This window comes from Peribacillus sp. YIM B13472 (assembly GCF_042788005.1).
In the GTDB taxonomy this organism is placed as follows: Bacteria; Bacillota; Bacilli; order Bacillales; family DSM-1321; genus Peribacillus; species Peribacillus simplex_E.
In genome coordinates this window covers 1-23,066 of the sequence record NZ_JBHZPG010000032.1, presented here as the reverse complement: position 1 = coordinate 23,066, position 23,066 = coordinate 1, and the positions used below count along the sequence as shown (strand labels likewise).

The following is a 23,066-nucleotide window of genomic DNA, read 5'->3' as shown; positions in this document are numbered from 1 at the left end:
TTTATTTCTCCCCCTCATTATTGCGTGTAATTGCTTGAGTCATAATCCGTTGTTGTTCATTTTTATGGACAAGTGGATCTCCCTCAGCCGGGCTTGATCTGCGCTTCCTTCCTATATATGTTACTGAAAGATTGCCAGGAGCCGCTGCATTTAGGCGAGGTTCAACAAATGTCCAAGCACCCATGTTTTTAGGTTCTTCTTGAGCCCAGAAGATTTCTTTAAGATTTGTATATTTTTTCAGGGCTTCTTGAACTCCAGTGAATGGGAATGGATAAATTTCTTCGATACTGATGATTTGCAACCAATCTGTATTTTTTTCAGTTGCCGCCTTTTCACGAAGTTCAACCGCCAATTTACCTGATGCAAAAACAATGCGTTCAACCGATTTAGGTTTTTTGCCCAAAGCTTTGGTTTCTACGAACGATTCAAAAGAGCCTTCACTGAATTCTTCTGCTGTAGAAGCCATCACTTGATTACGAAGCATACTCTTCGGTGTCATGATGACAAGCGGACGTACTTGCTCTTGATCCAAAATCTTAGCTTGTCTTCTAAGGATATGGAAGTATTGAGCTGCCGAACTTAAGTTGGCAACTGTCCAGTTGTTTTCAGCCGCTAATTGAAGGAAACGCTCCAGGCGTGCACTTGAGTGCTCTGGTCCTTGTCCTTCATAACCGTGTGGAAGCAGCATGACAAGACCTGATTTTTGACCCCATTTTGCACGGCCTGCCGCGATGAATTGGTCAAAGATCACTTGTGCTGTATTAGCGAAGTCACCGAATTGGCCTTCCCATAATACAAGTGTCTCAGGTGCAAATACATTATAACCATATTCATAAGCCAGAACTGCCGTTTCAGTAAGCGGGCTGTTATGAACAGCGAATGATGCTTTGGCAGTTTCTAGTGTGTGAAGTGGTGAATATGTTTTTCCGTTAACACTATCATGTAACATGATATTACGTTGTGCGAATGTTCCACGCTCTGAATCTTGTCCTGTCAAACGGATTGGAGTGCCGTCACTCAATATGGATGCAAATGCCAATGTCTCAGCATGAGCCCAATCAATTTTTCCGTCAGCACCAAAGGAATCCAAGCGACGTGATAAGATCTTTCCTAATTTTTTATTAGGAGTGAATCCTTCCGGCCACTTAACAAGTTCTTCGTTAATTGTAACAAGTTCTTGTTTCGTAACTGCCGTATCAATGGCTGGAAGTCCTTTTTCAATAATCCCAGGAGGATTACATTCTTTAGAAGCTTCCGGTTTATTTCCGGAAATTTTCGCATATGCATCTGCAAGCCTTGTATCTACTTGCTCAGCAATCGCTTTAACTTCAGCTTCAGTGAACTGGCCAGATTGAATCAGTTTTTTTCCATAAAGCTCTTTAACGGTTGGGTGCTTATGAATTAATGCATACATTTCAGGTTGAGTCACCAATGGCTCATCCATTTCGTTATGGCCGAAACGTCTGTAACCGATCAGGTCGATCAAGAAATCCTTTTTGTACTTTTCACGATATAGGTTAGCAAGGTTCACAGCAGCCATACATGCTTCCGGATCATCTGCATTCACATGCACGATAGGCACTTCAAAGCCTTTTGCCAAATCACTAGCATATAAGGTTGAACGTGAATCTTCACTTTCCGTTGTAAAACCGATCATGTTATTGGCGATGATATGGATGGCGCCGCCAACTTGATAACCGCGTAAACGGCTTAAGTTAAACGTTTCAGGTACAATTCCTTCACCTGGGAATGCTGCATCACCATGAATCAGGATTGCAAGAGATTTGGAAATGTCTTGAACCGGGAATCCTTTTTCTGAACGGTCTTCTTGTGCCGCACGAGAATAACCTTCCACGATTGGACCGACAACTTCCAAGTGACTTGGGTTATTGGCAAGTGTAATCCTTGCTTTTTGTATATTTGCCTTAGTTATCTGTTTATCCAGACCTAAATGGTATTTAACATCACCAGTCCATCCATTGTTAATGCCTGTTGAACCTTCGGAAGGAACCAAATCTTTATTCGGTGAATGTTGGAATTCAGAGAAAATGACCTCATATGGCTTTCCTAATACATGTGCAAGCACATTCAAACGTCCTCGGTGAGCCATGGCAATGTTCACATTCCCCGTTCCGTTTTGAACAGTTTGTGAAATCATTTCATCTAAAATCGGAACCAAAGCATCCAGTCCTTCAATAGAGAAACGTTTTTGCCCTACATATGTGCGGTGAAGGAATTTCTCGAAACCTTCGACTTCATTCAATCGTTTAAGTAATAGTTCTCTTTTCTCTTTAGTCACTTCCGGGAACATGTTTCCGGATTCGACCATATCAGTAAGCCATTGCTTTTCATCCAAGTCATTAACATGGTGAAATTCAAAGGCTATCGTTTTTGTATAGAGTTGTTTTAGGTATTGTACGGCTTCGTATCCGTCTTTCACGTCTTCAGGTGATTCCGGGCAAATAAAGTCAGCCGGTATTTTCCTTAAATCATCTGCAGTCAAGCCATATTTTTCAAAGTGAATTTGTTCAGTGTCCAGTGCTTCTTCTTTTAAAGGATAAATATTTGCCGCAAGATGTCCGTATGCACGGATATTTTCAGCTAACTTTACTGCAGACATAATTTTCTTCATTGGAAGAACTTCTCCAGTTTGTACAGTTGGTGCACTTCCAATCGTTGTTTCTGCCGATACATCGAATGAAGGAGGACCTGCTACTTCAAAAAAGTTTTTCAGTTCCGGATCCACTTCTTCCGGGTTAGCTAGAAATAAATCGTATTGCTCCATGACATACCCAAGGTTTGGACCTGAAAAAGCTTTCCAGTGGTCTAATACCTTAGAATCATTGATGGTCATTTTGTAAACCCCCAAATTTTTCTCATAATTTTTTTCATTACGTTTTATCCATCCCCAAATTTCTTTCTTCTAAATTTTCCCCAAATATATGATATATATAAGATATATAATAAATAACTTTGGTCATTGAATAATAAAATTTTAAAGGATAAAACGTTTTCAGATGTTATATTAACATGTTTTTGTCGAAATATCCAAAGGTTAAACAACTTTATGCAACCTTTTTGAAACTATATTTCTGTTTAATTCGTCTAAATACGCTTTTAATTGACTTTTTTGCTCATTTAAGCCTTTTTTTCGCTAAAAAAAGATTTTTGTATTTTTGTATAATGATTATTTTTCAGGTAAATTTAACTAGTTTGAAAACCCTTTCACTTCAATCAAACTTCCAAGCTGTTAAACTTAGATTGCCATATTGATAGCTCCTGTGCAGGAGAACTGCCTTTTTTTTGTCATCCCCTGACCCCATTGCGATGACCAATGGAATGAAATGCTCTTTGGAAGGCACAGCCTCTGTACTATAAGGGGCGATTTTTTCATAATCAAACAAGGATTGCAAATCCCATTTCATGATTTTCTCTTCGACCCAGTTCTCAAACTCGATTGCCCATCCTTCTGCAACATGCATATCCTCCTGTATTTGGGTGAAATTATGGACAATTCCACCGCTCCCGATGATCAGGACATTACTTTCCTTTAATTCCCTCAATGTTTTCCCGATTTCATACTGCTTGTCCAAAGGCAGCGCAGGACTAATGGACATAGATACGGTCGGGATGTCAGCTTCGGGATACATGATGTGCAAAAGCCCCCATGATCCATGATCCAGGGGGCGCCTTTCATCAAGTTCCCCCAATACACCTATCCTGGACAACAAGGTTAAAATTCGATCTGACAGCTCAAGGCATCCCCTAGCTGGATAAGTTATCTGAAATATTTCTTCAGGATACCCTGCAAAATCATAAATGACTTCATGATTCCCTACTGCTGAAATCATTTGATCTTCACTTTCCCAATGTGCTGACAATATAACGATGGCAGCTGGTTTCTTCATAGTTTTCATATACTCCTTCAAAAAAGAAGTGTAGCAATTCTTTTCCAAAGCTAATAGCGGTGTTCCATGTGATAAAAACAATGATGGCATCATAGAAACGATAAATCCTTTCGCATTGTAATCTCAATACCCTATACCTTAATTTACTATAGATAAACATTGTGTTCATCAATTAAATTGCAATTTCGGGGTTGTCTCATCAATAGTATCAAAGGTATACCCTTCTTTTTTTAGGAATTCAATTATATCAGGCAATGCTTTCACTGTATTCTTCATACTATTGATATCATGCAATAAGATATTAACATGCTTTTGATTTTTCGTCCCTTTTTGTACGGCAGTAATGATTTGTTGTTCACTTATTGACGGACTGAAGCCATCTGTCGAGTCAATGGACCAATCAAAGTAAATATACCCTTTTTCCTTTAGTTGTTGAAGGATTCCATTGATGATGGGTTTCGTTGCAGCCTGATGCCGCAGGCGATTATTCGAGCCGCCAGGAAGGCGCACAATACGGCTTTTTATCCCATACTCCTTTTGCAGCATGGTTTCAAGCCTATTCAAATCTTGAAAGAAACTCTCAGTCGATCGATAAACGATGGAATAATCATGTGTATAAGAATGAAGGGCAATCGCATGACCGCGGGAAACCATTTCCTGATAACATTCCTTTGCGTATGGTTCCTCATTCCCTTTAACGAAAAATGTGGCCTTAACATGATAGCGGTCCAAAATATCCAATATCTTCATGGTATTCAAAGATGGTCCGTCATCGAAAGTCAAATAAGCGATTTTCTGATTTTCCTTACTTTTTAGGAGCGGTGCCATCTCTTCAGGAACCATTGCATGTACTTGAATGTTCTGGACATCCACAACCAACAAAATGATAATGAAAGAACCCGCCACGGAAAGAAATAATTTCAGGATATTATTCATAGGTGCTGCATCCCCTTCCTTTTGACCATTAAGATGTACCAATTAAGGGGTTTCATGCGCAATAAGGCAGCGGTAAAAAATACCGCTGCCTTATTAAATGAGTTATCGATCGACATTAAAATAACGGGCTTCAGGATGTGCAAAAACAATAGCTGACACGGAAGCCTCTGGTTCCATCATGAATCCTTCAGTCAATTCCACGCCAATATCCTGAGGTTGTAACAGGCGGAATAGCTTCTCCTGGTCTTCCAGATTAGGACAAGCAGGATAACCAAATGAAAACCTTTGCCCGGTGTACTTAGCGGCAAACCGCTCTTTCATGGACATTTCAATCGGATCGCTTATACCTAAATCATCCCGCATTAATTGATGAATTCTTTCCGCGAACCCTTCAGCTGTTTCGAGAGCAAGTGATTGAAGGGCGTGATTTTTCAAGAAATCACCTTCAAGCTTTAGTTTTTCAGCCCATTTTCTGATCCCTTTTCCGGCAGTGACCAGGAAGAAACCGACATAATCCATTTGCCCGGAGGAGATTGGTTTCGCGAAGTCCGCTAAACAAAGATGCGGATTCGTATCTTGCCGGGGGAAGTCGAAAGTTTCCAAAACCTCGTTATGATTGTCCGGGTTGTATACCAATAGCTTATCTCCTTCGCTTTGAGCAGGGAAAAATTGATAAACTGCATGCAAGCCATAATCCGGTTCCGTCTTTAGGAATTCAATCAATTCATCAACGAGATCATTGAGCTGCACTGCTTTTTCATTCCCTTGCTTAAGCAATTCGGAAACTTTACCTTTTAACCCCAAATGATGTCCAATCAGCATTTGCCTATTAATATACGGCTGGATGACATCCAATGGATAGTTTTTCAGGACGTGACGCTTGATGTCACGCGGTTTTTGAACAGGAGCATCGCTTAAAGGGGCAGCTGTGGACTGCTTCCGAACAGGTTTTTCCATCGTGGCAGCAATGGCGGCATTCGCTTTCGCTCTTTCTCGTTTCTCGACTAACTCTTCCAAGTACACCACTTTTTTGTCAGAGTCATGTAAAATATTCGTTACAGCCAAACCATCCATCGCATCTTTAGAATATAAAACCGGTCCTTCATATTCAGGTGATATTTTAAAATCGGTGAATTTACGGGATAATGCTGCCCCTCCCACTAAAATTGGGGTATCTATTCCCGCTTGCCTTAAATCCTGTGCTGTTAAAACCATTTGCTGTGCAGATTTGACAAGTAACCCAGATAGGCCAATGATGGTTGGCTCATGTTTTCGAACCTCTTCTATGATTTGTTGCGGTGCCACCTTTATTCCCAAATCAATGACTTCATAGCCATTATTGGATAGGATGATATCCACTAGGTTTTTCCCGATATCATGCACATCTCCCTTGACAGTCGCCAAAAGGATTTTCCCTTTCTTAGCACTATCTTCAGAGTTTTCCATTAGTGGTTCAAGGTGAGATACAGCCGCCTTCATCGCTTCAGCACTCTGAAGCACCTCTGCGACAATAAGTTGGTTGTCATTAAACAACCTCCCAACCTCACTCATGCCATCCATCAATGGCCCATTGATTATTTCCAATGGGGTATCACCGCGCTCAATCGCTTCATTTAAATCATCAACCAATCCTTCTTTCGTTCCCTCGATAATATAGTTACCTAAACGTTCATCCAATGGCAGGATCACACCATTATCCTTCTTCTCCGCTTTTTTCCCACGATAAAATTCAGTAAAAATCGCTAAAGTTTCAGTTGATGTCTCAAACAGGAGTGCCTCAGCCAATTTAACTTCCTCTTCCGGTATCAGAGCGAAACGTTCCAGTTTTTCTGTATTCACGATAGCATAATCAAGACCGGCTTTTGTACAATGGTAAAGGAAAACTGCATTTAATATTTCCCTTCCCCTCTCTGGCAGACCGAAAGAAACGTTAGAAATGCCAAGTATCGTTAGGCATTCCGGAAACTTTTCTTTAATCGCCTTTATTCCATTCACCGTTTCCAATGCAGATCCAATATATTGTTCATCCCCTGTGCCTACAGGAAATACAAGCGGATCAAAAATGATGTCACTTTTGTTTAGACCGTACTTATTAACGAGCAAATTCACAGACCGTGTAGCCACTTCCAATTTCCGTTCAGCATCGACGGCCATACCAATTTCATCAATGGTTCCTACGACAACGGCAGCACCATATTGATGGACTAAGGGTACTATTTTTTCAAAGCGCTCTTCACCATCTTCAAGGTTTATGGAATTAATGATCGATTTTCCTTGTGAATGTTTTAATGCTTGTTCAAGTACGACTTCATCCGTAGTATCGATGACCAATGGTACTTTCACTTTTTTGACGACCTCTTCCACAAATTCCTTCATATCGCCAAGCTCATCCCCATCAGGATCAGCAAGACAGATATCAATGACATGGGCGCCTTTTTTCACCTGGGAACGTGCAATTTCGGCAGCTGGCTCGTAATGCTTTCCACGTATCAGCTCCTTGAATTTTCGGGAACCGATAACATTCGTTCTTTCACCTACGAATAAAGGGCGCATTGAATCATCATAAATTAGCGGTTCTATGCCCGATACGGCATGACCATGGGCTGCTTCCGTAATTGTACGGGGCTTCATGCCTTCGAGTACCCTGGAAAGTTCTTTAATATGTTCTGGTGTCGTACCACAACATCCGCCAATGATATTGACCCATCCCTTTTCGGCAAATTGCTTCATTTTCTCTGCCAGGGAAGTAGGTGACTCATGATAGTGGCCTTCTTCATCAGGGAGCCCGGCATTCGGATAACAGCTGATGGCGCTATTTGATATATCTGCAAGTGTCCTGATATGGTCTATCATGAATTCCGGCCCTGTTGCACAATTAAGGCCGACCGCAACGGGCTTCATATGTTCAACCGATAAATAAAAAGCTTCTATGGACTGGCCAGCAAGTGTAGTGCCCATCGGTTCGATTGTGCCTGATATGATGACAGGCACATCCTTTCCTGTTTTAGCGAATGCTGCTTTGATTCCAGAAAAGGCAGCCTTGACATTAAGCATATCCTGACAGGTTTCCACCAATAGCAAGTCTACCCCGCCATCCAAGAGACCCAGTGCCTGTTCTTCATAAGAATCGGTTAATATATCAAAAGTCGTTCCGCCCGTTACGGAAAGCGTTTTTGTAGTTGGGCCCATCGAGCCAGCTACATACCTTGGCCATTCATCATTGGAGTACTTTTCACAGGCTTTTACGGCAAGCTCAGCTGAAATCTTATTTAGCTTGTAAGCGATAGTGCTTATTTGGTATTCCTCAAGAACGATGCTGGTCGCTCCGAAGGTATTTGTTTCAATGATGTCTGCACCCGCTGCTAAATATTTTTCATGAATGGATTGGATGATTTCCGGTTGCGTCAATGATAAATATTCATTGCAGCCCTCGAATTGTTCACCGCCAAAATCCCCTGCCGTCAAATTCTCCGCTTGAAGCATGGTTCCCATCGCCCCGTCAAGTAGGAGAATCTTAGAATTTAACTGATCTTGAATCGCTTTTTTATTCATGAACTGCCACCTCTGATGTATGTTTACTATCGACTTTTCTAATATATTTCGTAAGTTCCGCCGTCATTTCATAGCGAAGGAACGGAGTGATTAAATATATGCCCTTGAATTTTTCCCTTGCCGCGTCCACTAGCTCTCGCGCGATATTCACTCCTTCAATCCTTGACTTTACAGGGTCATCCCCCGCTAACGCCATGGCCCTTCTAACATTATCAGGCAATTTGATGCCTGGGATCTCATTATGGATGAATTCGGCGTTCCGGGTGCTTGTCAAGGGCATGATGCCGATGAAAATCGGGGTTTCTAAATGTTTTGTAGCCTCATATACTTCCTCGATCTGCTCCACGGAATAGATTGGCTGTGTCAAGAAGGATTGGGCACCGCAGGCAATCTTCTTTTCCATTCTCAGTACGGCTTTATCCAAATATTTCACATTGGGATTAAACGCTGCCGCAATTTTGAAATTTGCCCGTTGGCCCAAACTTTGACCGGAATAGGAAAGACCTTCATTAAATTGTTTGACCATACTTATTAGGTCAAAGGAAGATAAATCATAAACCGAAGTGGCACCCGGGAAGTCCCCAATTTTTGAAGGGTCTCCGGTGATGATCAATATTTCGTTCAGCCCCACCGTCTGCAGACCCATTAAATGTGACTGCAGGCCAATCAAATTTCGATCACGGCATGTTATATGCACCATCGGCTCTATATCCAATTGGTTCTTCAGCAAATTAGCCAATGCATCATTCGATATCCTTGGTGAGGCAAGCGAATTATCCGCTAATGTAATGGAATCGACCCCTGCTTTTTTCAAAACCTCGGCACCAGTCATGAAGCTCTCTATTCCTAACTTTTTCGGTGGATCAAGTTCAACTAGAATCGTCCTTTCTGTTTTGGCCTTCTCGAACAGGGGACGTTCCAATTCTCTATCATTCACTTCAATTATTTCTATTTCACGCGATTTCGTAAATTTCTCTTTCACAGGAGCCAAACTTCCAATCGCATTCTTTACAGCTTGAATATGCAGCGGTGTCGTTCCACAGCACCCTCCTATGATCGCGGCACCTTGCTCACGAAGTTCTAGGGCACTTGAACCGAAATATTCCGGCACAGCTTTATAGACGAGCCTTCCATCCACATAATCCGGGAGGCTGGCATTTGGGTATATAGCAATTGATGCTTGCTTTGGCAAACTCACTTCTTCCAAGGCCCGAATCATATGATGTGGACCGAGACGGCAATTCACCCCTACAACATCGGCACCCAATTGCTCGAGTTTTTGAAAGGCTTCATTTAAATGGATTCCATTTTGAAGATTTCCCAGTTCATGCATCGAAACATTTGCGATGATCGGCAGTCCAGTTTCATTTTTAACGATATGCAGGACGGTTTCCAGTTCTTCCAGGTCATAAAATGTTTCCAAGAGAATCCCATCTGGGTTTTCCATCAAAAGACTGTATAGCTGTTCACGAAAACCCCGTTTTATCTCTTCCAAGCTTAAATCCGATTTCCGGATACTCCGCTGTGCCCCTATGGTACCGAAGACGTATGCCTTTCCTTTTGCAGCTTTTTTAGCAAGCATGACTCCCTGGCGATTGATTCTGCTTACTTCATCTTCAAGTCCATACCGTTTCAATTTGTTGAAATTGGCTCCGTATGTATTCGATTGGAGGATATCTGCACCAGCTTCCAGATAGGCACGATGGATGGACTCTATTTGATCTGGGTTCGTGCAGTTTAATTCCTCATAACATTGATCGATGCCATTTGAATACAATAAGGTCCCCATTGCCCCTTCCCCAACCAGTATTCTTTCTTTCACGTCTTTACGAAAATTCATCATTACACCCTCTCTCAAAAACAATCCTGTTTTTGTCGTATTCTATGAGTATGAGAGAAAAGGAAAAAAACCTTCTCAAAGAAGAAGGTTTTTTGAAACATTCTCCTCATCTATCAAGCTCTGCTTGCTGGATTTAGCACCTTTGCCTAAGCTGGTTGCTGAGGTTTCTTCGGGCCAGTCCCTCCACCTCTCTCGATAAGATCCATTTATATAATTTTCATAAGATTTCAAAATTTGATTATATTTAATTTACATTAATAATCTGTCAATTTCAATACCTGATCGACATTTTTTTCACTTTTGCAAAAATCATTCAATCTTTTGCAGCTTGAACCCTCTTCAAGATCCTTTGTTTCCAGTCTTCCGCTAACGAGTCTAGTGTAAGTAAAGCCTTTGCGCCTTCCAGCCCATCTCGTTTATGAAGAATTACCTCTGCTGCATAATGAACTGAAATTTTTTCTTGCAAACGATCTATCAGCACAATCTCGTTATGTTTATTTATCGTTCCTTGTTGAAGTACTCTTGCAAAATAGCCAGTGAAACTCGTTTTCAGCACGAGTTCCAAAAACTTAGGTTCTTGATTGAAGTGGGAAATGGTCGAACAAGGTATCCTCCCCTGGTTAATTTGAACAATCACTTCGCCTATTTGATAAATATCGCCGATATACGTTGTTTCTTCCCTCATTCCCGCTATAGTTAAATTTTCACCGAATGCAGGGATTTCCAGCTTTTTAGAGAATTTTTCATTCCATAATGAATAATGCTCAAAGGGGTAAAAGCACAAAGCGCGATCAGGACCTCCATGGAACTTTACATTACCTACTCCATCACCAATTATACCTGATTTAGTCACTGTTACATTATCCTGTGCTTGTTTATCCATTGCTGAAAAGATATCAATATTCGAAAAAATTTCATGCTTCGGCTTCCCGGCATGAAGTTCTTTGATTTTTCCATTTTGCATTTTGCATCTTCCATTCATATTTAATTTATATCATTATGTATGTATAAATTATACTAAAAATCCATTTTATTCTGTAGTTTTTTTAAGAATATGAAAATGCAAAAGCCACATGAGCCGTTAAGTGTGCGAAATATCATTGATTTCCAGAAAAATTCATAGGATAGTTTCAGTAATTTTGTTGCTATTTTAGAATTAAATATGGTAGAATATGAACACAATATATAGTCGAAAACTACAACCGTTCGCCTATATGTTGATTTTCACGATTGAATTCCTCATTGTCGCTCTTTAGGGAGCGAATTTTTTTTGCCTGCATTTCCACCCACCATTTTCTTTTAATTACATTTTGTCCCTCACATTGTGATCATTTACATATTTGCACTATCCTTACCTATGTAAATCTCCCTCCGTTAATCACTTTCATTACCTTATTAGAAGGCAAATCCCTTGTTAAAACAAGCAGAAAGCCGAGCGACATCATGCGTCTTCCGCTCAGCTTCCTGTTTAAGCTTGTTTCTTTTTTTTCGGTGCCACTTTCTTTCGGGTTGTCTTTTTCATTTCCGGTTCATCATGTTTCGTACGGTCAATGGATGCCTGTAATGCCTCCATTAAATCGGTTACATTGTTGGAAACTGGTTCTTTTGTTTTGGCTGTAATCGTCGTCTGTCCAGTTTTCTTTGATTCAATCAATTCAAGTAACGCGGTACGATAGTCATCGGTGTATTTTGTCGGATCGAAAGTAGTCGTTAATTGATCTATCAACAATACGGCAGTATCGATTTCTTTTTTTACAATGGTATCATTGGCAGGGATATTCGGAACATCCGCTGTGGAGCGGACCTCATCCGGATAATGAATCGTTTCCATCACCAAGGTATTATCAACGACCCGGATTACCGCCATTTGTTCTTTAGAGCGAATGATGATTTTCGCTAACCCTACCTTATTCGATTCCTTGAGGGCCTGCCTCAAAAGGGAATAAGCTTTTATCCCTCCGTCATTAGGGGACATGTAATAACTCCGGTTAAAATAAATTGGATCTATTTCTTCAATTTTAACGAAATCCACGATTTCCACTGCTTTTTCTTCGTTTTGTTTTTTCAGTTGTTCTAGTTCATTGTCCGCCAATACAACAAACTTTCCCTTTGTATACTCAAAAGCGCGGACTATATCATCCTTCCCCACTTCTTTCTGACATACCGGACAAACCTTTTCGTATTTAATCGGTGAATGACATTCCTTATGCAGCGTCCTCAAAGAAATATCCTTATCCTCCGTTGCAGCATGAAGTTTGATCGGAATGTTCACCAAACCGAATGATATGCTCCCCTTCCACATCGTATGCATATTCGTCACCTCATAACTTATTTTTAAAGAGAAGAACAATTTTATTATTCCCCTTCGTTCAAAAAAAACCGAAAAAACAATTGCCAACTTTAACACTTCGTTTTTTTGGCAAAATAATGTTAATCAATTATTTGCGGAGGTAAATACAAAAATGAAACCGATGCTGCCAACCTATTACCCGGAAGCCCCCAACTCCAAGGATTGGCGTTATGAAGTCAAATATGACGGCTTTAGGGCTATTTTAACGATAGACTCCGATACCATAAGCATTTCTAGTCGGAACGAAAAGGAATTATCACCACAATTCCCGGAAATCATTGCTTACATCAAAGATCTGGACCTGGAAGAATATCTCCCGATTCAGTTAGATGGAGAATTGGTCTGGCTTACCAATCAGGCGAAAGCTGACTTTTTTCAAATACAGTGGCGAGGACGCCTTGGGAAACAATCCTTAATTTCAGAAAAAGCCCGTTTTTCCCCATGCCGGTTTATAGCATTTGACCTGCTTAGCATCAGCGGAAAAAACGTAGCAGCAATACCTATGGAAGAACGAAGGAAATTGATGTTGAATATGGGGGCAAATCTTGGCTTTCCTATGCCTCCTGATCCCAAAGAAAAGGCTTTGATACAATTAATTGAGAGTTTTGACGTTTTGGATAATGCCTTGAATAAGGTCACCCTATTAGATGGCGAAGGGGTTGTCGCCAAGGAAATTCGTGGTTCTTGGCAAGAAGGAAAACGTACTACCTCTTGGATTAAGGTGAAAAATTGGAAGACCGTTTCTTGTTTCATTACAGCATTGCACAAAGAAAATGGTTACGTTTCCCTCGCCGTTTTCAAAGAAGGTGTCGTAACCAAAATCGGAAGTGTGAAAAATGGACTGAGTGCTCAAGATAAAAGGATATTGCATGAACTGATCAAGCAAAATGCATCAGACGAAGACGCACAATATTTTTATATCCATCCATCCATTTGCATCGAAGTTCAATTCTTACACGTGTATGAGGAAAATGAATTGCGTGAGCCTCAGTTTTCGCAATGGCTTTTACAAACGGCTCCCGAAGAATGTACCTGGGAGAAATTCGTGCTAGGTCAATATACTTTTCCAGATACGGTACAAATAACTTCCAGGGATAAACCGCTTTGGATAACAGGAGATGAACAGGTGGTAAAAGTTGAATACCTTCATTATTTACGGGAGGTTTCAGCTTTCTTTTTACCCTTCTTGAAGGATAAACTGCTTACGACGATCCGCTATCCTCACGGCACTTTGGATAAAGAAAGATTTTTCCAGAAAAACAAACCTGAATATGCGCCGTCCTTTATTAAAACGTTCATTGATGAGGATATCGAGTATATGCTATGTAACGATATTGAAACGCTTCTTTGGTTTGGCAATCAACTTGCATTGGAATTCCATGCGCCATTTCAGAAAGCGGGTAAAACACGCCCCGACGAAATCGTCCTGGACTTGGATCCTCCTTCCATCGAATTTTTCTCCTTAGCGATAAAGGCCGCACAGGAAATAAAAAAGGTGATGGAATCATTAAGGATAAAAGCTTTTGTAAAAACGTCAGGTAACAAAGGACTGCAAATTCACATCCCACTGCCTGAAGACAGATTTACTTATCAGGAGACACGCATTTTCACCGACTTTCTCGGTGACTACTTAACAAGTTCCAACCCAAATGATTTTACAACGGAAAGAATGAAAATTAATCGGCATAATCGACTATACTTGGACTTTGTTCAGCATAGTGAAGGAAAAACCATCATCATTCCTTATTCCCCGCGGGGAAATTCTTTCGCTGGTGTGGCTACACCTTTGTTTTGGGAGGAAGTGGACGAAAGTCTCCAGTTAAAGGACTTTACGATTGAAACCATACCAAACAGAATAAAAAGAGAAGGGTGTGCATTTATGGATTACAGACTCGTCGATAATGGGCCAGCCTTTTTGGAAGTATTGTCGTTCCTAAAACAAAAAAGACCAATAACTAATTGGCAAGATGGAAAGTTGCTCTAGAAACGCGCTTTCCGCGGGCGGGTTTTGCTTTGATGCAGCTTGGCAGACAGTCGAGCGGTTAGGGAGCGGACTTCTGAAATTAACTCGAACATTTTTTTGAAGGATAGTAATTCTGATCGTTGATTTCCACTCCAGGCACTCGCTTTCCGCGGGCGGTCCGGGAGCCTCCTCGGCGCTCTTGCGCCTGTGGGGTCTCCCTTGGACTCGCTTTTCCCGCAGGAGTCTCGCGCCTTCCGTTCCAATCAACTTTGTGTATTATAAGAAAAAACTGCTGGCTCGTCTTATTCCGAATCCTATTTAAGACTAGTTTATCCTTCAGTTTTTTTTATGTAATCCTTAATGGATGGAAGAAATTTGCGACACTCCTGCCGAATAACTGGCTAGTCGAGACCCCACAGGCTCTTGAGCCGAGGAGGCTTGGCAGACAGTCGGCGGAAAGTGAGCGGATCTGAAATCAACTGCAATTTTTTCAAATAAGAAAACTGCAGGCAAACTCACTTTTCTTCGAGTTTGCCTGCAGTCTGAAAATTTCTTTATAATTTTGTTTTCAAATAACTTTGAACTTCATCCTGAAGCTTGGCATATAAGCTTGTTTCCAATTCAAAATCCTCTTTTTCAAGTACTTCAAATTTTTCAGGCTGAACTAAATCTATTTCAATCGATATCTTGAATTCATAGGTTGCGTTCCCAATTAAATCAATTGAATACTTTTGGCTTTCTACATCATGGTGGACCACGCATTTAACTTTTCCGCCGTTATTGTAGACAGATATTTCACTTTCCAAAGCGTTTAAACCAACAGAGCATGTTACTAGGCTTGAAGCCGACATCGCCGTTCCACATGCATTCGTGAAGCCTACCCCCCGTTCGAATGTCCGCACATAAATGCTCCCTGGTTCCAGCTCTTTCACAAAGCTGACATTGACACCATCAGGGAAAAGCTCATTCGGTTGATTGACCTTTGTTGAAAGTTCATCCTGCAAATCACTTTGTAAAACCTCACTATCGACGAGCGTGATCAAATGTGGATTAGGAACTGCCAATGCCGAAAATAATAAGGTATCATGAAGTTCCGGCAATAATTCGTTTTGCAATTGTTCTTTAGCCAATACAAGAGGTAGATCCTTCACATTAAAACTTACCGGGGAAATTTCCACCTTGAAAGTCGGAATTCCCTCATAAATATCTTCCGTTTTTTCCACGAGTAGATTTGCCTTCATGGTTTCCACGATCATTTTATCGAGCCCTAAAACGTCGTTCGCGTAACGTGCAACACAGCGAAGTCCATTGCCGCACATCGAGGCTTCCGATCCATCCGCATTAAAGACACGCATCCGGCAGTCAGCATGTTCACTTTTCATTACGAACAAAATACCATCCGCTCCAAGCCTCTCCCTATCGCATAGGGCCTTCGCGAAATTTTTCCGCTCTTCTTCAGTAAACGTCAGGGTCGTAGTCAATTCATCAATGATTAAGAAATCATTTCCTGAACCATGGCTTTTTAAACCTTCAATAATCATCCTGTCACATCCTCTAATATGCTGCTTGTCATTTATCATTTTTTTAATATTCTATATCATAGCATTTTCAAGATGGATGTGTCATCGCGTAAATCACAATAAATCCATTTTTTCCGTTGAAAAAACCAATAAGAAGAGCGGTTGGAATAAGAATTAACTCATTCCAACCGCTCTTTTGAATTATTAACCGATCATACCAATGATGAAATAGACGATAAACATTCCGGCACTCACATACATCGGGGCTGACACTTCTCTCGCTTTTCCGGTTACAAGCTTTAAGAACGGGTACAGGATGAAACCGAATGCCATTCCATCGGCAATACTGTAAGTGAAAGGAATGATCGTGATGATCATGATTGCAGGTATGCTCTCGGTTAAATCGCTGAAATCCAGCTCTTTAATATTTCCGAGCATCAAAATGCCAATGATAATTAAGATGGGGGCAATGGCGCTATCAGGGATTACTTTAATCACCGGTATAAATAGCAGTGAAAGAATGAATAGCACGCCCGTCACCACTGAAGTAAAACCAGTTCTGCCTCCTGATGCGATCCCAGCTGCCGTTTCTACTGTAGCAACGGTAGGACTCGAACCGAATATGCCTGAAAACAGAACGGACACACTTGTCGCCTGCAACGACTTTTTATAGGCATCCTGGCGGTTTATGCTATCTACATGCCCGTGTACAAGACCAATATTTTCAAAAACAAGAACCATCGTCATCGCAAATACACTTATCCAGAATTCAATCCGGTTCGCTTCCAAGAACGATAATGAAAAGAAGAGATCGCCGTAGGAAGCTGTGTCAATGCCTGAAAAATGGATTTTTGACAGTTGAACCGTCCCGAACCAATACGCAATAAGGCTGCCTGCCAGGATGGTAATCATGAAATTACCGGGGACATTCTTGATGAACAGAGTGATTGCCAGTAAAAAGGTCAACACCGTTGCACACACCGCTGGATCGCTTAAATCTCCCAGTGCGACGATAGATGATGAACCTCTCGTGATTATCCCGCCCTTCTCGAGACCGATTAGCATCAAGAATAAGCCAAGACCGACAGATATGGCTTCTTTTATCGACCTTGGGATCGAATCACTGATTAACTTAGAGTATTTTGTAAAAGCGATGACTACAAAAATAACCCCTGAGACAAACACAGCACCAAGTGCCGATTGCCAAGATAGACCCATTCCTTGAACCATGGTATAAGCAAATAGGGCATTTACGCCCATTCCTGGAACGAGGAGGATTGGGACATTCGCCCAAAGTCCTATCATGACACAGCTTAAAGCAGATAAAATAATCGTCGCAATCACTGCACCATTAATCGGAATGCCCGCTTCCGATAAAATCAGGGAATTCACGATGAGAATATAGACTATTGTAAAATAGCCGACCACTCCAGCAAGGATTTCACGTTTTCCATTCGTTCCATAGTCGGAAAAATGAAAAAACGTTTCCAAGTTTAATTTCTTCATGTTGTATCCTTATTAAATTTATCCCTCGCCCACCCGTTTGTATTAGTGACAAACTACACTTGGCGATTTTAACAAAAAAAAGGATAAAAATAAATAGTATTGATCAAAATTTGAAAAAAACTGTCGGAAATAATCCCGACAGCCTCGTTGAATATATTATTTTTGTCCTTCCGCATACCCATCGACTACCAATTCCAGCTTCCCTGTATCAGGTGAAATGATAAGACCATGTACAGGAATATTTTTAGGGATCAAAGGGTGTCCTTTAATCACTTCCACACTTTTCTTACAACTTTCATAAACATCATCAAAACCGCGAAGCCAACTGCGAATATCTATTCCTGAAGCTCCAAGGGTATCGATGGTGCTCTGTGGAATATCACGTTCGAGCATCTTCCCTACTAGAGAATCAGCATCTACTGATGCCATCCCGCAATCATGGTGAGGAATGACCAATACTTCATCTGCCTTTAGCTCATAAACGGCAACAAGGATACTCCGCATGACACTTCCGAATGGATGGGAGACGATTGCCCCGGCAGTCTTCAGGATTTTGACATCGCCATTTTTGACATTCAAGGATTTTGGCAATAGTTCAACGAGCCGAGTGTCCATACAGCTTATGATGACCATACGTTTCTCAGGGAACTTATCAGTTCTATACTTGACATATTCACCTTTTTCTACAAACTGTTCATTAAAATCAAGAATCTCATTAAGTAAACTCATATTTACCACCTTTTTATTTTGTATTTAATCTATGTATTCCATTATGATTATATCAAATATCTAAAAGATTTGCTAAAGGGTAACCATAGTCAATTTGAACGATGATTTAGAGTGGCTGCACAGAACCCAAAGACGATGATTTTAGGAATTTCATCAACATTTGATGAAAAAGAAAGTATGGGTGTATTTGTCTTGAATCGTTTCCCCCACTCCAAAGGCATCCAGCCCTCTTGGTATGAAACGATCTTCCCCCCTTCTATTGTGGCAATCTCGAATGAATTCACACTTCCCGGCGTTTCAATGGGCATCCATTCCGTACCATCTTCCTTATATATCATTCCATTAATCTTCACGAATGACCGATTTTCTTGATACGATCCAATAATGCCGCCCTGATCATCCATGATCGTCATTTTATTGAAAAGTCCCCTTTGGATATGGTACTTAGCCAGCAAACGCCCCTCATTGTCCACCAGTTCATAACGCTTGGCCAGGAGCATCGACAAGAAATTGGGGATCATCCACATGAACCACTTCATATTCAAATCCCGTACCTCGCCCATTAGCGACCCATCCGGCGCAAAGAGAAGCAGGCGCAATGTCGGTGCTGGCATAAAAGTCAATAAAACATGTTCATTTTTAAATAACCCAGCATTTGTCCCGATGTGTTCATCAGGCAATTCCTTCATTCTATTTTCATATATACGATGACTGACAAATTGGGCAATGCTAAAGAAAATAAAAGGAGACGTTATCAATAGTATATTGCCCGGTATCATCGAAAAAATATGGCAAATGAAAAATACAATGGCCAAAAGAAGTGATATCCAAGATGCATGAAAATTTGAATTGCTCGTTTTCTGATAATATTCACGTATATTCATATCCTGCTCTGCTCCTCACTCCTTACAAGAAAGATTGCCGCCTTGAACGAAAATTTATTAGCATTACCACCAGCCGCCCGGCATCCACTTCCTAAAAGTGCATTGAAGTAGTTATCATAATACTTTATTCGCTTTAATGTGATCTATTCCCTTTTTAATGTAGGGTACTTCCCAACTTGGTTCAAATAAAAAAGGACTCCGAATTGAACGGAATCCTTTTACATCATTACTATAATATCCTGAAAATCAACGGGAACCTATAATCCGTTCCTTCATAAGCCCTAACGGCAGCTATGATGGTGAATACGACTAAAGCTATCCCGATAACCGGCAATAGCAAGAATCCAACCAATACTATAGTGAGTATACCTGCAACTATTGAATATACGGTGTAGGAAATGAAAAAATTCAGGTATTCCCTTCCGTGATAATCCACAAATTGTGACGAGTCCTTCTTCAATAACCAAATCACCAAAGGACCGATAAATGCTGTAAAAAAGCTGATCACATAAATAAGGGCAGCAAACACTCTTTCATCTTTAGTAGGCATAGTGTCTTCTCCTCCTTTCTCATATGAATAATTACGAATCAAGTGTAAAATAGTTTCATTTTTCCTCTTATTATATTCGAAAAAGGTAAAATTGGACTGCCTTTTCTTCATAAAACCCAATTGGCAATACATATGACAAAAAATCAGAATATGTTCATCCGTCTTGTGCATACAGTTTAAATAATGGATGTCCCATATCTTCTAGAATGGAGTGATGTTTTTTTGCTGAACGAATTTCAAGCCTTCATCCTTGGGATCATTCAAGGCTTGACTGAGTTTTTACCTATTTCAAGCACTGGACATTTATATTTAGGACGGCATATTTTCCATCTTGACGAGGCCGGCATTTTTCTGGATACCATGCTCCATATCGGAACCTTGCTGGCGTTATTGGTCGTCTATAAGAATGACATTATTGCTCTTTTGAAAAACCCTTTCTCCAAAATGACTCTGCTTCTCATTGCCGGGACAATCCCTGCAGTGATTGCCGGCATTTTACTCGGGGATTGGTTCGATGGCCTTTCAAAAACAGGCGTGACAATAGGCTGGGAATTTTTAGCGACCGGACTGATTTTATGGGTAGCGGACGGAGTAAGAAAAGGCGGCAAATCCCTTAATGAAATTTCGATTAAAGATGCCTTGATCATCGGTACCTTCCAAGCCGCTGCCATCATGCCTGCCCTTTCGCGTTCCGGCCTAACGATAGCCGCTGGCCTATTCTGCAGGCTGAATAGGGCCACTGCAGCCTATTTTTCCTTTTTACTATCAATTCCTGCCATTACCGGGGGAATTGTATTTCAGATGAAACCGATTTTTACAGGAGAAGTTGAACGGCTTCCACTCACTGCTCTATTCGTCGGAACCCTGGCAGCAGCAATCTTTGGTTATATAGCCGTAGTATGGATGATCGATTTCTTAAAAAAGCGTTCACTGAAAATATTCTCCATATATGTATGGACCCTCGGCGTAATCATTTTATTCATGCAATTCACAGGTGAATTTTAAAGAAAAAAGCAGGCGGAAAAATCAGTTTTTCATGGAAAAATGCATACGTTTGCCTTTCAAATTCACCCTTGTTGAAAAAGTTGAAATTTGACGAAAAAAAAAGGCAAAAAACCTATTCCCAAACCGTTTTTTTTTTAGTATTATACCTTCGTAAGGTTCTTTTGACTTGCATATTTTCTGACAATAAAAATAGGGAAGGCAAATGGTGCGCCACCGGTTTCCGGTTCTAGTGGGTTCGATTCCCACCCCGAAATTTTTTGATGAACGACTTAAAAAATTTCGAGGGTGGGCAGCGACTACGCATAAGAACTGCCCTCAAACGGAGGGACGGAAATGTTAAAAAAGAGAGATTTCACAGATTGTTTTTCTCTTTATGAACAAATGACGCATCCAGATGTCTTCCCTTTCGTGCGCCATAAAGTAGATTCATATGAAGAATATGTTTTCATTACTAAGCAAACGATCGAAGCCGAAGATGCTGGGCAACTCATTTCACGAACAATCTTGGATGAATGGGAAAATCCCATCGGTTGTATTTCTTTATACGATATTGAAAATGGTGCAGGTTTCTTAGGCACATGGCTTGGCAAGCCTTATCATGGAAAAGGGTATAATGTCGTTGCAAAAGACGCTTTCTTTAAAGAGCTTTTTTTCGAGCTCGGTTTGGAAACGGTCTTCATGCGTATTCGCAAAAAAAATATCCGCTCTATAAAAGCCGCAGAAAAGCTTCCCTATGCCGTCAATGCCAACGAAACAAGAAAATCCCTTTATGATCAGATCAATCATGAAGGAGATATCTACGATTTGTATGAAATCCCTAAAGATTTATACACCTTTCATATCCTTAGACAGCATGATGATGACGAACAGCAGTTACTTGAAGCATAGAGCGAAGAACATTTCAACATGACTTTGTTTATCTTTTCATATAATGGCCGGAGCTTCCAAACCTGGAAAGCTCTTTTTTCCATTTTCACAGGATGTTTAACATCGTTTGCTGCAAATCCCTATTATTTTTAGGGATATTTTTTTATAATGAATACAATTGACCAATTCAACAATATATTCAAAGCGTCATTGAAAGGACTTAATCATGAAAAAAACATTTGCTTTTATCGTGCAGCTCATCTTCCTGCTCATCATTTGCAAGCTCGGCTATTATTTAGCCAATTTACTTCATTTACCCATACCAGGCAACGTCATCGGTATGATTCTATTATTCGGTTTATTACAGACGAAGGTTATAAAAGTCGAATGGATTGAACTTACTTCAGGATTTTTGGTGAAGCACTTAGCCTTTTTCTTCATTCCCATTTCAATCAGTTTAATGACCATGGGATGGCTTTTCATTAAATTCGGTTTGCCATTGGCACTAACATTGGGAGTCAGCCTGATTTTTGGATTCATCGTTTCAGCTTGGACCGTTCAGAAGCTATCCCATAGAGGAGAGGTTAAGCAGCATGACAGCGCTCATCACAACTTATAGCATCTTGATAACCATCCTAGCCTATTTCATCGGAAGGAAAATATATGCTAAACATCCATCACCTTTTACGACGCCCGTATTTTTCAGTACGGTTACAATTATTCTCGTACTGCTGATCAGCGGTTTGGACTTCGAAGATTATTCACCAGGAAAAGACATCATCACCTATTTCCTGGGACCGGCTACCGTTGCTTTGGCCGTACCACTTTTTAAAAATAGAAAAATAATCGTAAAATATGCAATGCCGGCAATTAGCGGCATGATTTTTGGTCTTTTGGTCACATTGATCATTGCCTTCGCCATCGCTAAAGCATTTTCACTTCCGCAATTCATACTCCAAGGATTGGCAGTTAAATCCATTACAGTGCCCATCGCTGTTGAAATCACGGAACTTTATGGCGGAAATTCCAATATATCAGCAGCCTTCGTCATTTTGACTGGGGTACTTGGTACGATGATTGCTCCAAAAATGATGGATAAACTGAACATTACGATGCCCTTTGCACGTGGTATCGCTTATGGTACGATCGCGCATGGTCTCGGAACGGCTCAAGCTGCCCAGGAAAGTGAGTTTACCGGGGCTGTCGCTGGTGCGGCAATGGCTATCGCAGGTATCCTTATTTCCTGTTTCTTTCCTTTTATAAGTAATTTCTTATAATATAAAAAGAACCGCAGCGTCAACGACGTTTGAAGTGAACCCAAAAAGTTAGACACTTTATTTACTTAGGCAGCCTTGAGGGCATGAACCCGGTAATCTACCGGGCTCATGCCTTTCTTACGATTAGTCAATGTCTTTGTTTGAATTAATTTATTAGTATTTAGAATGTACAGAGTGTT

17 protein-coding genes and 1 riboswitch are annotated in these 23,066 nt (G+C 40.8%); of the genes, 5 read left to right on the top strand and 12 right to left on the bottom strand.

Features of this window, described 5'->3' with window-relative positions:
• Position 1 precedes the first annotated feature (1 nt).
• The 7 genes from ACFX4I_RS20240 to ku all read right to left on the bottom strand — a co-directional run bounded on the left by ACFX4I_RS20240 (position 2) and on the right by ku (position 12,547).
• Entirely contained in the window at positions 2–2,854 is a 2,853-nt protein-coding gene (locus ACFX4I_RS20240; RefSeq protein ID WP_377422641.1) for a 2-oxoglutarate dehydrogenase E1 component, read from the bottom strand.
• Positions 2,855–3,230: 376 nt separating this feature from the next.
• Positions 3,231–3,998: a dioxygenase family protein gene (locus tag ACFX4I_RS20235; RefSeq protein ID WP_377422708.1), complete on the bottom strand. Its 768-nt coding sequence runs from the start codon at positions 3,996–3,998 to the stop codon at positions 3,231–3,233.
• Positions 3,999–4,076: 78 nt separating this feature from the next.
• Positions 4,077–4,844, bottom strand: a complete 768-nt coding sequence (locus ACFX4I_RS20230; RefSeq protein ID WP_377422639.1) for a polysaccharide deacetylase family protein — start codon at positions 4,842–4,844, stop codon at positions 4,077–4,079.
• Positions 4,845–4,946: 102 nt separating this feature from the next.
• The gene (gene metH, locus ACFX4I_RS20225) at positions 4,947–8,396 is read right to left on the bottom strand and encodes a methionine synthase (RefSeq protein WP_377422637.1); all 3,450 of its coding nucleotides are present in this window, start codon (positions 8,394–8,396) and stop codon (positions 4,947–4,949) included.
• Positions 8,389–10,236 carry a bifunctional homocysteine S-methyltransferase/methylenetetrahydrofolate reductase gene (locus ACFX4I_RS20220; RefSeq protein WP_283933087.1) on the bottom strand — a complete coding sequence of 616 codons (1,848 nt, stop codon included), beginning with the start codon at positions 10,234–10,236 and terminating at the stop codon, positions 8,389–8,391. The genes metH and ACFX4I_RS20220 overlap by 8 nt, the downstream gene beginning before the upstream one ends.
• Before the next feature lie 103 nt (positions 10,237–10,339).
• Positions 10,340–10,438, bottom strand: a riboswitch (SAM riboswitch).
• A gap of 111 nt (positions 10,439–10,549) precedes the next feature.
• Positions 10,550–11,200 (bottom strand): MOSC domain-containing protein, encoded by a 651-nt coding sequence (locus tag ACFX4I_RS20215; protein ID WP_377422635.1) that lies wholly within the window; start codon positions 11,198–11,200, stop codon positions 10,550–10,552.
• A 504-nt stretch (positions 11,201–11,704) separates the two neighbouring features.
• On the bottom strand, positions 11,705–12,547 hold the full coding sequence (ku, locus tag ACFX4I_RS20210) for a non-homologous end joining protein Ku (RefSeq protein ID WP_377422633.1): 843 nt from the start codon (positions 12,545–12,547) through the stop codon (positions 11,705–11,707).
• 151 nt (positions 12,548–12,698) lie between these two features.
• Here ku and ligD point away from each other — a divergent pair, with 151 nt between their 5' ends.
• Positions 12,699–14,570: a DNA ligase D gene (ligD, locus tag ACFX4I_RS20205; protein WP_377422631.1), complete on the top strand. Its 1,872-nt coding sequence runs from the start codon at positions 12,699–12,701 to the stop codon at positions 14,568–14,570.
• Positions 14,571–15,103: 533 nt separating this feature from the next.
• Here ligD and dapF read toward each other — a convergent pair.
• The 5 genes from dapF to ACFX4I_RS20180 form a co-directional block, all read right to left on the bottom strand.
• Positions 15,104–16,090, bottom strand: coding sequence for a diaminopimelate epimerase (dapF, locus tag ACFX4I_RS20200; RefSeq protein ID WP_230301626.1), 987 nt, complete (start codon positions 16,088–16,090; stop codon positions 15,104–15,106).
• Between the two features lie 183 nt (positions 16,091–16,273).
• On the bottom strand, positions 16,274–17,575 hold the full coding sequence (locus tag ACFX4I_RS20195; protein ID WP_377422629.1) for an NCS2 family permease: 1,302 nt from the start codon (positions 17,573–17,575) through the stop codon (positions 16,274–16,276).
• A gap of 156 nt (positions 17,576–17,731) precedes the next feature.
• Complete coding sequence (locus ACFX4I_RS20190) at positions 17,732–18,304, bottom strand: beta-class carbonic anhydrase (RefSeq protein WP_230301628.1); 573 nt, start codon at positions 18,302–18,304, stop codon at positions 17,732–17,734.
• Positions 18,305–18,393: 89 nt separating this feature from the next.
• Positions 18,394–19,188, bottom strand: coding sequence for a hypothetical protein (locus tag ACFX4I_RS20185; protein ID WP_377422627.1), 795 nt, complete (start codon positions 19,186–19,188; stop codon positions 18,394–18,396).
• A 229-nt stretch (positions 19,189–19,417) separates the two neighbouring features.
• On the bottom strand, positions 19,418–19,738 hold the full coding sequence (locus ACFX4I_RS20180; protein WP_034311189.1) for a DUF4870 domain-containing protein: 321 nt from the start codon (positions 19,736–19,738) through the stop codon (positions 19,418–19,420).
• Positions 19,739–19,963: 225 nt separating this feature from the next.
• On the opposite strand from ACFX4I_RS20180, the gene ACFX4I_RS20175 reads away from it, so the two are divergent.
• From ACFX4I_RS20175 to ACFX4I_RS20160, 4 genes are all read left to right on the top strand, one after another.
• Entirely contained in the window at positions 19,964–20,743 is a 780-nt protein-coding gene (locus ACFX4I_RS20175; protein ID WP_377422705.1) for an undecaprenyl-diphosphate phosphatase, read from the top strand.
• Between the two features lie 333 nt (positions 20,744–21,076).
• Complete coding sequence (locus ACFX4I_RS20170; RefSeq protein ID WP_230301630.1) at positions 21,077–21,631, top strand: GNAT family N-acetyltransferase; 555 nt, start codon at positions 21,077–21,079, stop codon at positions 21,629–21,631.
• A gap of 205 nt (positions 21,632–21,836) precedes the next feature.
• Positions 21,837–22,229, top strand: a complete 393-nt coding sequence (locus tag ACFX4I_RS20165) for a CidA/LrgA family protein (protein WP_230301631.1) — start codon at positions 21,837–21,839, stop codon at positions 22,227–22,229.
• Entirely contained in the window at positions 22,204–22,887 is a 684-nt protein-coding gene (locus ACFX4I_RS20160; protein WP_283931805.1) for an LrgB family protein, read from the top strand. Before ACFX4I_RS20165 ends, ACFX4I_RS20160 begins: the two co-directional genes overlap by 26 nt.
• Positions 22,888–23,066 lie beyond the last annotated feature (179 nt).

Excerpts from the sequence above, each read along its gene's own strand:
- ACFX4I_RS20230 (WP_377422639.1), bottom strand. The coding sequence starts at position 4,844 with ATGAATAATATCCTGAAATTATTTCTTTCCGTGGCGGGTTCTTTCATT.
- ACFX4I_RS20195 (WP_377422629.1), bottom strand. The coding sequence starts at position 17,575 with ATGAAGAAATTAAACTTGGAAACGTTTTTTCATTTTTCCGACTATGGA.
- ACFX4I_RS20185 (WP_377422627.1), bottom strand. The coding sequence starts at position 19,188 with ATGAATATACGTGAATATTATCAGAAAACGAGCAATTCAAATTTTCAT.
- ACFX4I_RS20180 (WP_034311189.1), bottom strand. The coding sequence starts at position 19,738 with ATGCCTACTAAAGATGAAAGAGTGTTTGCTGCCCTTATTTATGTGATC.
- dapF (WP_230301626.1), bottom strand. The coding sequence starts at position 16,090 with ATGATTATTGAAGGTTTAAAAAGCCATGGTTCAGGAAATGATTTCTTA.
- ACFX4I_RS20215 (WP_377422635.1), bottom strand. The coding sequence starts at position 11,200 with ATGCAAAATGGAAAAATCAAAGAACTTCATGCCGGGAAGCCGAAGCAT.
- ACFX4I_RS20220 (WP_283933087.1), bottom strand. The coding sequence starts at position 10,236 with ATGAATTTTCGTAAAGACGTGAAAGAAAGAATACTGGTTGGGGAAGGG.
- ACFX4I_RS20190 (WP_230301628.1), bottom strand. The coding sequence starts at position 18,304 with ATGAGTTTACTTAATGAGATTCTTGATTTTAATGAACAGTTTGTAGAA.
- ligD (WP_377422631.1), top strand. The coding sequence starts at position 12,699 with ATGAAACCGATGCTGCCAACCTATTACCCGGAAGCCCCCAACTCCAAG.
- ACFX4I_RS20235 (WP_377422708.1), bottom strand. The coding sequence starts at position 3,998 with ATGCCATCATTGTTTTTATCACATGGAACACCGCTATTAGCTTTGGAA.
- ACFX4I_RS20240 (WP_377422641.1), bottom strand. The coding sequence starts at position 2,854 with ATGACCATCAATGATTCTAAGGTATTAGACCACTGGAAAGCTTTTTCA.
- ACFX4I_RS20170 (WP_230301630.1), top strand. The coding sequence starts at position 21,077 with ATGTTAAAAAAGAGAGATTTCACAGATTGTTTTTCTCTTTATGAACAA.
- ACFX4I_RS20160 (WP_283931805.1), top strand. The coding sequence starts at position 22,204 with ATGACAGCGCTCATCACAACTTATAGCATCTTGATAACCATCCTAGCC.
- ku (WP_377422633.1), bottom strand. The coding sequence starts at position 12,547 with ATGCATACGATGTGGAAGGGGAGCATATCATTCGGTTTGGTGAACATT.
- ACFX4I_RS20165 (WP_230301631.1), top strand. The coding sequence starts at position 21,837 with ATGAAAAAAACATTTGCTTTTATCGTGCAGCTCATCTTCCTGCTCATC.
- metH (WP_377422637.1), bottom strand. The coding sequence starts at position 8,396 with ATGAATAAAAAAGCGATTCAAGATCAGTTAAATTCTAAGATTCTCCTA.